Raw genomic sequence first — 14740 nt, forward strand, 5'->3', positions numbered from 1 at the left:
AAGGCGCAATGGACAGATTCAAGGCGCTGGAGTGACCTTGCGTGTCCGAAAGGACGCGCGGCGCTCTAATGGCAATGAACCTTGCCGACACGGTTATCCATGTGACAACACTGGCCCTGCGGCGAGCTTTTGCGACACCCGCCACCGTGGGCGTAGCTGGCCGTCGTTGTGGCTATGATCAGTAAAGCCGAGAGAAGTATTCTTTTATGCATGGTGAAATGCCCCCTGTTTGACGGGGTATATTTTCTTTTCTAATTTAGAGAAGTCATCGTAGACTTTTGTCTACGTCTTTAATTTCGGATGTCGCTGGGAACACATGCCGCGCGCTGCCGTCCGCTCCTTCTTGAAATTGATTAAAAATACGTAATGTATTGAAAAATAGATACAATTCACGAACGGTTGATTTGGTGTTGGGCGCTCTGATCGCTAAGTAAAAGGATACAAGAAGGTGGAAAGCCTCTTTGGAGTGAAACAACCTGGAGTGAAGACAATGAAGAAAGTGATCGCAATTGCGGCCGTTACCCTTTTGGCCGGAACCGGTGCGGTATTCGCCGCGCAGCCGATGATGAACCACTACGCGCCCTACATTTCCCAGAGCGACAAGGCGCTGGCGGCCAATTACGAGCCGGGCAGCGTCTATTCGGTGACCCAGAACGACAATCTTGGCCGTACGCTGGTCAAGACCATCAAGGTCCAGCAGGACGGCACGCCGAAGCTCATCGATTTCCAGTATACGAATTTCAACTGATCGCCCGACCCAAGCAAACCGATCGAACCCCGCGCCACCGGTCGCGGGGTTCTTCGTATTTCAGGCGCGGGGATGGGCTTTGTCGTAGATTTCGAGAAGCCGCGTAGTGTCGACCCCGGTATAGACCTGGGTTGTCGAAAGGCTCGCATGGCCAAGCAGTTCCTGGATCGTGCGAAGGTCGCCGCCGGCTGCCAGAAGATGGGTGGCGAAGGAATGCCTGAGCGCATGCGGCGTCGCCTTCTCCGAAAGCCCTAGCGCACCGCGCAAAGCCTGCATTTCCCTCTGGATGATCGCTGGCTGCAGCTTCTTGCCCCTCAGCCCCCTGAAGAGCGGCGCGTCGGCGTCGATCTGGTAGGGGCAAAGCTTTTCATAGTTCCTGACGGCATCAAGAGCGGCGGCGAGTAGCGGCACGATGCGGGTCTTGCCGCCCTTGCCGGTGATGCGCAACCGGTCGGGGGATCCTGCAAAATCGCCCGGCGTCAGCGCCAGCGCTTCCGAGATGCGCAGGCCGCAGCCATAGAGCAGCGCAAAGACCGCGGCATTTCGCGCGGCGATCCAGGGTTCTTCGGCAAGCTGCGCCTCCTGTCCTGCAAGCGCGACCGCATCCTTGGCCGCAAGAGGTTTCGGCAGCGATTTCGGCTGTTTCGGCGCGCGCATGGCGGTGATGCCGGCGGCATTGGCAAGGCCGCGCCGCTCCAGCCAGCGCAGGAAAGAGCGAATGCCGGCAAGATCGCGCCCGAGCGTGCGGGCTTCGACGCCTTCGCGCCGGCGAAAGGCGAGGTAGGCACGGATATCGGCGGGACGTAGTGTCGCAATATCGGAAAGCCTGACAGGACGGGCAACATGGCGGCAGAGAAAGGTCAGGAACTGGCGCGTGTCGCGCTCATAGGCCTCGGTGGTGTTCTCCGAAAGTCGCCGCTCGCCGGCAAGCTGCCCGAGCCAGTCCTGACGCAACCGCAGGACCTCGTCTTCGGCGGGGACGAGTATGTTTTCCATGGTGCAACCTGTTGCCTCTCTCTTGTCGCCGGCTCAAATTGCATTAAATTGCGTTAGAAAAACGCTAATGGTTCAAGGGAGGTGTCATTGTCTTATAATGTAGAATTGCGATATATGGCCCTCAGCAATAGCAGGACCTTTTATGGCGCGTCGTGATTCTCCCTCCGCCCTGGCGCATTTCGCTGAGACAGTGGCACTCTTTTCCCAGGGCCGCCCTGGCCATATCGTGGACACGCTCATCGCCGAGCGCGGTGAGAAGATCGTTCACAATCCGCTCTGGCCGGTGATGCGACCCTTCCTCCATCTGCTGCTTGGCTACGGCAAGGCGATGGAATTTGCCAACGACGTCCAGTCGATTTCCGGTTACCAGGTTTTCGAATATCTTTCCGCGAAGCTCGGGCTCGATATTCACTCGAGCGGGCTTGATCGCGTGCCCGAAAAGGGCGGCTTCATGATGGTCTCGAACCATCCGACCGGCATTGCCGATGGCGTCGCCGTGTTCGATCTGCTCAAGGCGCGCCGCCCCGACATGATGTTCTTCGCCAATCGTGATGCCGTGCGCGTCAATCCGCGGCTGGTGGAGATGATCATTCCGGTCGAATGGCGCGAGGAGTTCAAGAGCAAGCTGAAGGCGCGGGAAACGCTGCAGGTCACCAATGCCTCCATCCGCGAGGAAAAGGCGATCGTGCTGTTCCCGTCCGGCCGCATCGCCTATTGGGACGAAGGGCGGCTGAACGAGCGCCCGTGGAAGACTTCGGCCATCGGCTTTGCCCGCAAATATGATCTGCCGATCCTGCCGGTGCACCTGAAGGCCCGGAATTCCGGGCTGTTCTACTGGTTCGCCAAATGGTCGACGGAACTGCGCGACATGACCGTTTTCCACGAACTTCTGAACAAGACCGGCGATCGCTTCGATTTCACCATCGGCCATATGATTCCGCCCGACGCCCTGGAAGGCGATCCCGCCGAGGTGACAGCGGCGCTTGAAAGGCACACGGTTCACACCCTGGCGCAGGATCGCGACGCTGTCTTCAGCCTCGAAAAGGCCAAGTGATCGGGAGCGCCGCGCCGCACCCGTCTGACCGCTGATCAATCCGCCGCTTCACATTCGCGCCGGTCGGGGGCAAGCTGACCAGCCATGATTTCAGATTCGCTCGATCTTTTCGGAAAGCCGCCCAATCTGGTGAGCGCCGTCCCGGTGATGGTGCCGCTGCCGGTGGACGGGCCTTATTCCTATGCCGTTCCGGAAGGCATGGTGGTGATGCCGGGTTCGGTCGTGCAGGTGCCGGTCGGGCCGCGCAAGGTGATCGGCATTGTCTGGGATGAGGCCGCCGATCTCGTCGATCCCAAGAAACTGAGACCCATCGAACATGTATTCGACTGCCCGCCAGTGAGCGACGGCATGCGCCGCTTCGTCGACTGGGTCGCCTCCTATACCCTGACGCCGCCCGGTCTCGTTGCCCGCATGGCGGTGCGCGCGCCGGCCGCGCTCGAGCCGGAGCCGATGGTCGAGGGCGTGCGGCTGACCGGCGTTCAGCCGGAGCGGATGACGCCGGCGCGCAGCCGCGTGCTGGAGCTGGCGGAAGAGGTTCCGGTCTGGACCCGCCTTGGCCTTGCCCATGCGGCGGGCGTCAGCACCAGCGTCGTCGACACGATGATGAAGCATGGCGTGTTCGAAACCATCTTCCTGCCGCCACCGCCAGCCGTCGGCCTGCCCGAACCCGACCACGCGCCGCCGGACCTCTCGCCCGATCAGCAGGTCTCGGCCGACAAGCTGGTGGATGCGGTCAGGGCAGGGGGCTTTTCGGTGACGCTGATCGACGGCGTTACCGGCTCCGGCAAGACCGAGGTCTATTTCGAGGCGATCGCCGAGACGCTCCGCCAGGGGCGGCAGGTGCTGATTCTGCTGCCGGAAATCGCGCTCACGTCGGCCTTCCTCGGTCGATTCGAAAGCCGCTTTGGGGCCAAGCCCGGCGAATGGCATTCGGATCTTGCCCCGCGCATGCGCGAAAAGGTCTGGCGCCAGACTTCGGAGGGAACGGTCAAGGTCGTCGCCGGTGCGCGTTCGGCCCTGTTCCTGCCGTTTGACGACCTCGGCCTCATCATCGTCGACGAGGAACACGATACTGCCTACAAACAGGAAGACCGGGTGTTCTACAACGCTCGCGATATGGCTGTGGTGCGCGCCCGAATCGGCGGTTTTTCGGCAGTGCTCGCCTCCGCCACGCCCTCCGTCGAAAGCCAGGTCAACGCCCTTTCGGGGCGCTACGACCGGCTGCATCTGCCCGGTCGATTCGCCGAAGCCGCCCTTCCGGACCTCACGACAGTCGACATGCGCCGCCATCCGCCGGCGCGTGGCGGCTTCCTGTCGCCGGTGCTCATCGACGCGGTCGAGCGTTCGGTGAAGCGCGGCGAGCAGGCGCTCCTGTTCCTGAACCGGCGTGGCTATGCGCCGCTGACGCTCTGCCGGGTCTGCGGCCATCGCTTCCAGTGCCCCAATTGCTCAAGCTGGCTGGTCGAGCATCGCTTCCGCGGCCAGCTGATGTGCCACCACTGCGGCCATGCCGAGCCCGTGCCGGAAGCCTGCCCGGAATGCGGCACGCTCGATCATCTCGTCGCCTGCGGGCCAGGCGTGGAGCGCATTGCCGAAGAGGTCGAGAAGCATTTTCCCGAACGTCGCACCATCATTCTGTCCTCGGACATGGCCGGTGGCGTCAAACGGCTGAGGCTGGAACTGGAGGCGGTGGCGAATGGCGAGGCCGATATCGTGATCGGCACCCAGCTCGTCGCCAAGGGCCATAATTTTCCGTTGATGACGACGGTGGGTGTTGTCGACGCCGATATCGGGCTTGCCAATGGCGATCCGCGTGCGGCCGAGCGCACCTTCCAGCTGCTGTCGCAGGTGACCGGCCGCGCCGGGCGCACGGGGCTTGCGAGCCGTGGGCTGATCCAGACCTATCAGCCGATGCATCCGGTGATGCAGGCGATCGTTTCCGGCGATGCCGAGGCTTTCTACGAACGCGAGATCGGCGAGCGCGAAAAGAGTGGCCTGCCGCCCTTCGGCCGGCTCGCCGCCGTCATCGTCTCGGCCGAAACCCGCGCCGAGGCGGAGGTCCATGCGCGCGGCTTGCGGGCATCGGCGCCTCATGGGCGAACGATCTCCGTACTCGGCCCGGCAGAGGCGCCGCTGGCGCTGGTGCGCGGACGCTACCGGTTCCGTCTTCTGGTGCATGGTCGCAGGACTGACGATATTCAGGCCTATCTTCGGGCCATGCTCGAAAACGGACCGAAACAACGCGGTTCGGTGCGGGTTCAGCTTGACATCGACCCGCAAAGCTTCCTCTAAATGAAGTGAGGCGGAAAATGGCATGACAATGAGGAGATCCCGATGAGTTTTTATTGGCCGGAGAGTTTCGTAGGCCAGATCGCGCTGTTCATGGCAGTGGTGATCCTGATCTGGGGGCTGATCGTCGCGCTGGCGCCGTTGCGGCTGCTTGGCATTGCCGGCTTTACCGGTCTCAGGGAAGAAGGCTCGGCGAGTATCCACATTCGTTCGCTGATCGGCGGCACCTACGCCGCGATCTCGCTGATGGCGCTCCTGTTCGACCAGCCGATGATCTACCGCACATTTGGCCTGGCGCTGATTTTCGGTTTCCTGACGCGTCTTCTGTGGATGGCGACGCTGAAGAGCCGATCGGTGATGGGAGGAATCTTCCTCGTGTGCCAAGCAGTTGCGGGCGTATTCATGCTGCTATACGGACTGGGTTGGGCTTGACGCGAAATACAGCGAAAACTGGTTTCTTTCAGGGTTTTGCAGCTTTGACGCGGGAAAGGACCGGCAATGTTTCAAACCGGCTTTGATCGTGTTGCGGAGAGCTTATAGCTGTGCTAGACGAACCCCGACTATCGAGAGGGCAAGCGGAATAATTTGCTGTTTCGCGGGGATATTGTGAGGATTTGAGGGCCTTGCGGCATGTCGTTGGAGGCATCGCAGGGATCGTTTTAAGGGGAATATGTGCCTGTGGCAGACCTGTCCCATTCTGTGTCGAACGTTGCTCAGCGTTATGCGTTGTCGCTGTTCGAACTTGCAAAGGAAGACAACAGCATTGATGCTGTCGGCAAGGATCTCGATCGTATCGATGCCCTGCTGAAAGAAAGCGACGATTTCCGGCGGCTTGTCATGAGCCCGGTCTTCAGCGCCGACGAGCAGCTCAAGGCCGTGACCGCCATTCTGGCGAAGGCAAAGATCGGTGGCTATGCCGCGAACTTCGTCAAACTCGTTGCCAAGAATCGACGTTTGTTCGTTCTGCCCGGCATGATTTCTGCGTTCCGTCAGGAAGTGGCCGCGAATCGTGGCGAAATCACGGCAGAAGTGGCTGTGGCGCATAAACTTTCCGCCGAGCAACAACAGGAACTGAGAGAAGCGCTGAAGGGTGCGACGGGCAAGGATGTCGTTCTCGACATCACCGAAGACGCCTCGCTTCTTGGTGGCATGATCGTCAAGGTCGGCTCGCGCCAGATCGACACATCGCTGCGCACCAAACTCTCCAAACTTAAGCTTTCACTGAAAGAGGTTGGCTGATGGATATCCGGGCCGCGGAAATTTCCGCAATTCTGAAAGAGCAGATCAAAAATTTCGGCGAAGAGGCTGAGGTCTCGGAAGTCGGCCAGGTGCTTTCGGTCGGTGACGGCATTGCGCGCGTCTATGGCCTCGACAATGTTCAGGCCGGCGAAATGGTCGAGTTTTCGGCTGGCGTTCGCGGCATGGCGCTGAACCTCGAAGCCGATAATGTCGGTGTGGTTATCTTCGGTTCGGACCGCGAGATCAAGGAAGGCGACGTCGTCAAGCGGACCGGCGCCATCGTTGATGTGCCGGTTGGTCCCGCCCTTCTCGGTCGCGTCGTCGACGCGCTCGGCAATCCGATCGACGGCAAGGGCCCGATCGCTTCGGAAGAGCGCGCTGTTGTTGACGTCAAGGCGCCGGGCATTATTCCGCGCAAGTCGGTTCACGAGCCGATGTCGACGGGCCTCAAGGCCATTGACGCTCTGATCCCGGTTGGCCGCGGCCAGCGCGAGCTCGTCATTGGCGACCGCCAGACCGGCAAGACCGCCATCATTCTCGACACCTTCCTGAACCAGAAGCCGATCCACGACAACGGCCCGGACACGGAAAAGCTCTATTGCGTCTATGTCGCTGTCGGTCAGAAGCGTTCGACGGTTGCCCAGTTCGTGAAGACGCTGGAAGAGCGCGGCGCGCTGCAGTATTCGATCGTCATCGCGGCCACGGCCTCCGATCCGGCGCCGATGCAGTACATCGCTCCGTTCGCCGGTTGCGCAATGGGCGAATATTTCCGCGACAACGGCATGCATGCCCTGATCGCTTATGACGACCTTTCCAAGCAGGCCGTTGCCTATCGTCAGATGTCGCTGCTGCTGCGCCGCCCGCCAGGCCGCGAAGCCTATCCGGGCGACGTTTTCTACCTGCATTCGCGTCTTCTCGAGCGCGCCGCCAAGCTCTCCGACGAGCGCGGCGCCGGTTCGCTGACGGCTCTGCCGGTCATCGAAACGCAGGGTAACGACGTTTCGGCGTTCATTCCGACCAACGTGATCTCGATCACCGACGGCCAGATCTTCCTTGAAACCGACCTGTTCTACCAGGGCGTCCGTCCGGCCGTTAACGTCGGTCTGTCGGTGTCTCGCGTTGGTTCGTCGGCGCAGATCAAGGCGATGAAGCAGGTTGCCGGTTCGATCAAGGGCGAGCTCGCCCAGTATCGTGAAATGGCCGCCTTCGCACAGTTCGGTTCCGACCTTGACGCTGCAACCCAGCGCCTTCTGAACCGTGGTGCCCGTCTGACCGAACTCCTGAAGCAGCCGCAGTTCTCGCCGCTGAAGACGGAAGAGCAGGTCGCGGTCATCTTCGCCGGCGTTAACGGCTATCTCGACAAGCTCCCGGTCGCCAAGGTCAGCGCGTTTGAAAAGGGCCTTCTGTCCTACCTGCGCGGTGAAGCGAGCGACGTTCTTGAAGGCATCCGCACCGAGAAGGCACTGAGCGACGACCTGAAGGGCAAGCTCAAGGCTGCAATCGACGCGTTCTCCAAGAACTTTTCGTAAAACGGGTTATTCAGCGAGGAACCTGAAGCCATGGCTTCTTTGAAGGACCTGAAGCTTCGCATCGCATCGGTCAAGGCGACGCAGAAGATCACCAAGGCGATGCAGATGGTCGCCGCGGCGAAGCTTCGTCGCGCCCAGGAGGCCGCGGAAAACGCGCGGCCTTACTCCGAGCGTATGGGAACCGTGATGGCCGACCTGACGGCGGCCGTTGGCGAAGGCGAGGAAGTGCCGGCCCTGATGAAGGGAAACGGCAAGGACGACGTTCATCTTCTCCTGGTCTGCACCGCAGAACGTGGACTTTGCGGCGGCTTCAACGCGCAGATCGCGCGTCATGCCCGTCTTTTGGCCCGTGACCTGATCGCGAAGGGCAAGACCGTCAAGATCTTCTGCGTTGGCCGCAAGGGCTATGACGCTCTGCGTCGCGAATTCGCCGACATCATCGTCGAACGCAAGGACCTGCGCGACGTGCGCAAGATCGGCTTCGAGAATGCCGAGGACATCGGCAACCGCCTCATCGAGATGTTCGAGGCTGGTGAATTCGACGTCTGCAACCTGATCTACTCGGAGTTCAAGTCGGTCATCTCGCAGGTTCCGACCACGCTTCAGCTCATCCCGGCCGCACCGCCGGCCGAGGCTGAGGAACGCGAGAGTGCCTCGCTCTATGAATACGAGCCGGACGCCGAGACGATCCTCGAGGAAATCGTGCCGCTCAACATCCGTGTGCAGATCTTCCGGGCGCTGCTCGAGAATGTCGCCGGCGAGATGGGCGCGAAGATGACCGCTATGGACAATGCAACGCGCAATGCCGGTGAGATGATCGACAAGCTGACGCTGACCTACAACCGTAGGCGTCAGGAGAAGATCACCACGGAACTGATCGAAATTATTGCGGGCGCGGAAGCGCTCTAAAGCTGGAAAGAGGGTTTTAACATGGCTGAGGCCTCTATCGGTAAGGTGACGCAGATTATCGGCGCCGTCGTTGACGTCGCTTTCACCGGCGACCTGCCCCCCATCATGAACGCGCTTGAAACCGACAACCACGGCAACCGGCTTGTTCTCGAAGTCGCCCAGCATCTCGGCGAGAACGAAGTTCGCACGATCGCCATGGACGCGACCGAAGGTCTGATCCGTGGTCAGGAAGTCAAGAATACGGGCGCTCCCATTCAGGTGCCGGTCGGCGAAGAAACGCTCGGCCGCATCATGAACGTCATCGGCGAGCCCGTCGATGAAGTCGGTCCGATCAAGACCAAGGAAAAGCGCGCCATCCACCAGGAAGCACCGCCCTATGTCGACCAGTCGACCGAAGCGGAAATCCTGATCACCGGCATCAAGGTCGTCGACCTTCTTGCGCCTTACGCCAAGGGCGGCAAGATCGGCCTGTTCGGCGGCGCCGGCGTTGGCAAGACGGTTCTCATTCAGGAACTGATCAACAACATCGCCAAGGCGCACGGCGGCTATTCCGTGTTCGCTGGTGTTGGCGAGCGGACCCGTGAAGGCAACGACCTTTACCACGAAATGATCGAATCCAACGTGAACGTTGATCCGTCGAAGAACAACGGTTCGGCCGAGGGTTCGAAGTGCGCACTGGTCTACGGCCAGATGAACGAGCCTCCGGGCGCACGTGCACGCGTCGCGCTCTCGGGCTTGACGATTGCCGAGTCGTTCCGCGACCAGGGTCAGGACGTTCTGTTCTTCGTCGACAACATCTTCCGCTTCACCCAGGCAGGCTCGGAAATCTCGGCCCTGCTCGGCCGTATCCCTTCGGCCGTGGGCTATCAGCCGACGCTGTCGACCGACATGGGTGCCCTGCAGGAGCGCATCACCACCACGACCAAGGGTTCGATCACCTCGGTTCAGGCCATTTACGTGCCTGCCGACGACCTGACCGACCCGGCGCCGGCAACCTCGTTTGCCCACCTTGACGCTACGACGACGCTGTCGCGCTCGATCGCGGAAAAGGGCATCTACCCGGCCGTTGACCCGCTCGACTCGACCTCGCGCATGCTTGACCCGATGATTGTCGGCGAAGAGCACTACGCGGTTGCCCGTGCGGTTCAGTCGACCCTGCAGCGCTACAAGTCGCTTCAGGACATCATCGCCATTCTCGGCATGGACGAGCTTTCCGAAGAGGACAAGCTGACGGTTGCCCGCGCCCGCAAGATCGAGCGCTTCCTGTCGCAGCCGTTCCACGTTGCCGAAGTGTTCACCGGTTCGCCGGGCATCCTGGTCTCGCTGGAAGACACGATCCGCTCGTTCAAGGGTCTCGTCGAAGGCGAATACGACCACCTGCCGGAAGCGGCCTTCTACATGGTCGGCACCATTGACGACGCTGTTGCCAAGGCCAAGAAGCTCGCCGAAGCTGCCTAACGGTTGCTTTCAGACGGCGGCCGCCGAGCCGCCGTCATCCGGTGAAATGAATTTTGACGAGGAACGTCATGGCTGACACAATGATTTTCGAGCTGGTGACCCCGGAGAAGCTTCTCGCTTCGGCGGAGACGGATGCGGTGGTGATCCCGGCAAGCGAAGGCGAAATGACGGTGATGCCGAACCATGCGCCGACCATGACGATCGTTCGTCCGGGCATGGTGAAGTTCAAGAACCATGACGGCAAGGAATTCCAGTTCCTGGTGTTCCACGGCTTCGCCGATATCCAGGGCACGTCCTGCACGCTGCTCGCCGAGACGGCCGTACCGATCGGCGAGGCGAGCGACGCCATCGAGCACCGCATCAAACAGCTCCGCAAGGAGCTGAACGACGCTAGCCATCACGAGCACAAGAGCGCCATCGAGCAGATGCTCAACGAGCTCACGCATCTCAATCAGACGGTTCTGCCCGCCTGATCGGATTTGCCGGATGATTTCCAGAAAGCCGCAGCCATGTGCTGCGGTTTTTTTGTGCTGAAATCCGTCGGTCAGAGAACCAGTTTGTATTTCTGTGCGTAAACAGTCATAGATAAAGTGATACCGCCCGGGGGGCGACGATAGGCGCGTGTCCAGAGCAATTGCTATGGATTGATGGATGGGCATGGCAAATTTACGCAGCAAGTTCTCCCGCGATGCGGTCATCGTATCGTTGGCGACGATTGGCGTTGCAGCGATACTGATCCGCATTGACGCGTTCGAGATGCTGGCCAGATTTTCACGAAATCATGAAGACTGGGAAGTCGATGAGCTGTTCACTGTTTTGATGGTGATGAGCATCGGGCTTGGTTTCCTGCTGTTTCGACGTTCGCGCGAGCTGAACCGGGAGATAGCGAGGCGCCGTGAGGCGGAGCGGCTGGCCCAGGCGCTGGCGCGTCAGGATGCGCTGACGGGCATTCCCAACCGGCGCTCCTTCGAGGAGGAGTGCGACCGCCGGCTTTCGCGTGCGCGGCGTGATACCGACGCGTTTGCGCTTTTCTTCATCGACTTCGACCGCTTCAAGCAGATCAACGATAACCTGGGTCACGAGGCTGGCGATCGCCTTCTGCAGGCGTTGGTGGAGCGGCTCAAGAAGAACCTTCGACCCGAGGATTTCCTCGGCCGTCTCGGCGGTGACGAGTTCGCGATGATTGTCGCAGGTGCGTCGGACGAACGGACGTTGGCCGGCATAGCGGAACGGTTGATTGCGGCAGCGGCCGAGCCCGTCTCCGTCATGGGCCGCGCCATCAGTATGTCGATCAGTATCGGTATCGCGGTCTGTCCGCGTGATGGAAACTCCCGCGAAACGCTGCTGAAAAAGGCCGATACGGCAATGTATCGTGCCAAGGAAAACGGCCGACATCGGCTTGTCTTCTTCGATGCGGAAACGGAGGGGAGGGGCGCAGACGATCAGCTTCTCGAACTGGAGCTCGACAGCGCGCTCAAATCCGGAGCCGTCATCCCGTTCTACCAGCCCATCCGGGAGTTCCCCAGCGGCAAGATCATTTGCGTCGAAGTGCTGGCGCGTTGGCGCCATCCGACGCTTGGGCTCCTGAGCGCCGGCGATTTCGTTCCGCTCGCGGAGGCCGCCGGCTATATTCCGGCGCTGTTCACGGCCATGCTTGAAAAAGCCTGTGCGGATGCCGTGGCCTGGCCCGCCGATGTCAGGCTCGCCATCAACGTGATGCCGCAGCAGCTTTGCGACCGGAACTTCGCGGCAAATCTGCTGAAGGTTCTGCGGCGTCACCGGTTCTCGCCCGATCGGCTGGAGATCGAGGTGACCGAAGATGCGCTCGTGACCGACGTTGCCCTTTCGCGAAAAACGCTCGAGAGGCTCAAGAGCCACGGTATGACCGTGGCGCTCGATGACTTCGGGACCGGCTATTCCAGCCTCAAGCAGCTGCGCGAGCTGCCGTTCGACCGGGTGAAGATCGATCGAAGCTTCGTTGCCGGCATCGGTGTCGACCCGCAAAACGAGGAGATCGTGTCCTCGACGATCAGGCTCTGTCACGCCCTCGGCCTGCGCACGGTCGCGGAAGGTGTCGAGGATCAGGTGCAGGCAGACTGGATCATCAGCCACGGTGTCGATGCGGCGCAGGGGTACTATTACGCCCGCCCGCTGCCGGCCGAAGAACTGAACCGGTTTTTCGCCGGCGCGTGAGGCGTCAGTCGCCGATGGTGATGACGCCGCAATCGCCGGTCTCGGAGGCGAAGGCAAGGCGCTTGCCGGTCTCGTCCCAGCCGAGCGCGCTGATCGCGCCCTTACCGGGGCGGCGCAGCAGCGCCTCCTTGCTGTCTGAAAGCCGCACCGCCATGACCATGCCATCGATGAAGCCGATGGCGAGGACTTCTTCCGCCGGATGGAAGGCGACCTGCGTGACCATGATGTTGGCGCGGGTGCCAAGCTCGAGCGGCGCCCTGCCCATCGGGCCATCCTTGCCGGAAAACGGCCAGACGATCGCCGCCGGCGCGCCGGAGGTGGCGAGCCATTTGCCCTTCGGCGACCATGACCAGGATTTCACCTTGGCCGGATAGCCGCTCATGCGCATGTGCCGCGCATCGGCATTCATCTTGCCGTCAAGCTTCCAGCCATGAAGCGCGTTCTCCTGCATCGACGTCACCAGGAACCGACCGTCGGGGGAGAAGGTGATGCCGATATGGGCGCCCTTCCACTCGAGTTTGGTGGCGGGCGCCGTGCCGGTTACCCAATGCAGCGAGGCGCCGTTATAGCGGGCTGCGGCGATCCGCAGACCTTTCGGCGCGAAGGCGACGCCCTCGACGCTGCGCTCCTCGCGGAAGAGATGCGTCGTGCCGCTTTCGATGACACGCGTTTCGCGCCCGACGGCATAGGCGACCGCCCCATGCGGGCCGCCGGCGACCACGGAAATCCACTTGCGGGGCTCGCTTGCAAGTTCCTCAACCGTGCCGTCCTTGCCGATGCGCAGCACCCGGCCATCCTCGCCGCCGGTGATCAGCGAGGCGCTGAAGGGATCGCGCACGCAGGTCAGCAGCCCATCATGCGCTTCGATCGCCTTTTTGGCTCCGTCGAGGCGGTGGATGGTGCCGGAAGCCCCGGCAAAGAATGGGACGCCGCCCAGAAACGAGGCGGCGATTACGTGGTCGTCGATGTCGAAAGGGGCGACGCTCGGCATTACGACTGCACCTCGCAGGCGCGGAAGCTTTTCGCCAGCTTCTCCTCGTCGAGTTCGCGGCCGATGAAGACCAGCCGGCTTTCATGCCGCTCGCCTTCCTTCCAGGCGCGCTGATGGTCGCCCTCGATGATCATGTGGACGCCCTGGACGACGTAGCGCTCCGGATCGTTCTTGAACGCCAGAATGCCCTTCAGCCGCAGAATGTTAGGTCCCTGGTTCTGGGTGACCGACTGGATCCAAGGGAAGAAGCGGTTGGGATCGAGCTCGCCGCCCCTCAGCGAAACCGATGTCACCGTCACATCGTGATGGTCGGAGAGACCGTGGTGGTGGTGATCGTGGCCGTCATGATCATGATGGTGGTGGTGATGATGATCGTGATCGCAATCCGGGCCGCATTCGTGGTCATGGTCGTGCTCGTCATGATCCAGGAAGTGGGGATCGTCTTCCAGCACGTGCTGCAGGTCGAAGGCGTTCTGGTTCAGGATCTGCGAAAGCTCGATGCCCGAACGCTCGGTGCGATGGATGCGGGCAGCGGGATTGATCGCGCGCACCAGACGCTCGACCTCGGCCAGTTCCTCGGCGCTGACGAGGTCGGTCTTGTTGAGAAGCACGATATCGGCGAAGGCGATCTGGTCTTCGGCCTCGCGGCTGTCCTTCAGGCGCAGCGGCAGGTGTTTGGCATCAACGAGCGTGACGACGGCGTCAAGCGCGGTCTTGGAGCGGACATCGTCATCCATGAAGAAGGTCTGGGCGACCGGCACGGGATCGGCAAGGCCGGTGGTCTCGATGATGACGCCGTCGAAGCGGCGCGGGCGGCGCATCAGGCCTTCCACAACGCGGATCAGGTCGCCGCGCACCGTGCAGCAGACGCAGCCATTGTTCATCTCGTAGATCTCTTCGTCGGATTCGACGATCAAGTCGTTGTCGATGCCGATCTCGCCGAATTCATTAACGATGACGGCATATTGCTTGCCGTGATTTTCGGAAAGAATGCGGTTCAGGAGCGTGGTCTTCCCGGAGCCCAGATAGCCGGTCAGCACGGTCACCGGAATGGGCTTCAGTTCTTGTGTCTCGGTCATGACAAATCCTCGGACATTGCCGGCGAGGGCCGGAAATGCGTTGAAAAGGTTGTTGAGCCGGGGCGGCAGCCTGCACAGGCGTCGCCACAGGCGAGGGGTTGACCGAATATATAAGGACCACGGCGGATCGGCACAAGCGCGGCGTCGGGTCGCCCACACCGATCGTGGTGGTGCGCTATTGCGGGGGAGAATTAAATGGATTTAGCCTTTTATGTTGAAAATGCGGGTATTTCTGCTTTAAAAATTTAAATCGAT

The 14740-nt window shown here is 61.2% G+C and carries 13 protein-coding genes; 10 read left to right on the forward strand and 3 right to left on the reverse strand.

Going from position 1 to position 14740, the window contains the following annotated elements; genetic code table 11:
* Positions 1 to 490 precede the first annotated feature (490 nt).
* Positions 491 to 748 (forward strand): hypothetical protein, encoded by a 258-nt coding sequence (locus TM49_RS11060; RefSeq protein WP_045681280.1) that lies wholly within the window; start codon positions 491 to 493, stop codon positions 746 to 748.
* A gap of 60 nt (positions 749 to 808) precedes the next feature.
* Here TM49_RS11060 and TM49_RS11065 read toward each other — a convergent pair whose 3' ends face one another.
* The gene (locus tag TM49_RS11065; RefSeq protein ID WP_045681281.1) at positions 809 to 1744 is read right to left on the reverse strand and encodes a tyrosine recombinase XerC; all 936 of its coding nucleotides are present in this window, start codon (positions 1742 to 1744) and stop codon (positions 809 to 811) included.
* A gap of 142 nt (positions 1745 to 1886) precedes the next feature.
* On the opposite strand from TM49_RS11065, the gene TM49_RS11070 reads away from it, so the two are divergent.
* From TM49_RS11070 to TM49_RS11110, 9 genes are all read left to right on the forward strand, one after another.
* A complete protein-coding gene (locus tag TM49_RS11070) occupies positions 1887 to 2798 on the forward strand; it encodes a GNAT family N-acetyltransferase (RefSeq protein ID WP_045681283.1) in 912 nt (303 codons plus the stop codon).
* An 84-nt stretch (positions 2799 to 2882) separates the two neighbouring features.
* Complete coding sequence (locus TM49_RS11075; RefSeq protein ID WP_045681284.1) at positions 2883 to 5090, forward strand: primosomal protein N'; 2208 nt, start codon at positions 2883 to 2885, stop codon at positions 5088 to 5090.
* Positions 5091 to 5132: 42 nt separating this feature from the next.
* A complete protein-coding gene (locus tag TM49_RS11080; protein WP_045681286.1) occupies positions 5133 to 5519 on the forward strand; it encodes a hypothetical protein in 387 nt (128 codons plus the stop codon).
* Positions 5520 to 5759: 240 nt separating this feature from the next.
* Positions 5760 to 6326: a F0F1 ATP synthase subunit delta gene (locus TM49_RS11085; protein WP_045681288.1), complete on the forward strand. Its 567-nt coding sequence runs from the start codon at positions 5760 to 5762 to the stop codon at positions 6324 to 6326.
* Positions 6326 to 7855, forward strand: coding sequence for a F0F1 ATP synthase subunit alpha (gene atpA, locus TM49_RS11090; protein WP_045681290.1), 1530 nt, complete (start codon positions 6326 to 6328; stop codon positions 7853 to 7855). Before TM49_RS11085 ends, atpA begins: the two co-directional genes overlap by 1 nt.
* A 30-nt stretch (positions 7856 to 7885) precedes the next feature.
* A complete protein-coding gene (locus TM49_RS11095) occupies positions 7886 to 8764 on the forward strand; it encodes a F0F1 ATP synthase subunit gamma (protein WP_045681292.1) in 879 nt (292 codons plus the stop codon).
* A gap of 21 nt (positions 8765 to 8785) precedes the next feature.
* Positions 8786 to 10222, forward strand: coding sequence for a F0F1 ATP synthase subunit beta (atpD, locus tag TM49_RS11100; RefSeq protein ID WP_045681294.1), 1437 nt, complete (start codon positions 8786 to 8788; stop codon positions 10220 to 10222).
* 68 nt (positions 10223 to 10290) lie between these two features.
* The gene (locus tag TM49_RS11105) at positions 10291 to 10695 is read left to right on the forward strand and encodes a F0F1 ATP synthase subunit epsilon (RefSeq protein WP_045681295.1); all 405 of its coding nucleotides are present in this window, start codon (positions 10291 to 10293) and stop codon (positions 10693 to 10695) included.
* A gap of 184 nt (positions 10696 to 10879) precedes the next feature.
* Positions 10880 to 12415: a putative bifunctional diguanylate cyclase/phosphodiesterase gene (locus tag TM49_RS11110; RefSeq protein WP_158498624.1), complete on the forward strand. Its 1536-nt coding sequence runs from the start codon at positions 10880 to 10882 to the stop codon at positions 12413 to 12415.
* A 4-nt stretch (positions 12416 to 12419) separates the two neighbouring features.
* Here TM49_RS11110 and TM49_RS11115 read toward each other — a convergent pair whose 3' ends face one another.
* Together TM49_RS11115 and TM49_RS11120 are read right to left on the reverse strand one after the other, a co-directional pair.
* Positions 12420 to 13406 carry a WD40 repeat domain-containing protein gene (locus tag TM49_RS11115; protein ID WP_045681296.1) on the reverse strand — a complete coding sequence of 329 codons (987 nt, stop codon included), beginning with the start codon at positions 13404 to 13406 and terminating at the stop codon, positions 12420 to 12422.
* On the reverse strand, positions 13406 to 14485 hold the full coding sequence (locus tag TM49_RS11120; RefSeq protein WP_045681298.1) for a CobW family GTP-binding protein: 1080 nt from the start codon (positions 14483 to 14485) through the stop codon (positions 13406 to 13408). The genes TM49_RS11115 and TM49_RS11120 overlap by 1 nt, the downstream gene beginning before the upstream one ends.
* Positions 14486 to 14740: the final 255 nt, after the last annotated feature.

It is taken from the genome of Martelella endophytica (genome assembly GCF_000960975.1).
Taxonomy (GTDB): Bacteria; Pseudomonadota; Alphaproteobacteria; order Rhizobiales; family Rhizobiaceae; genus Martelella; species Martelella endophytica.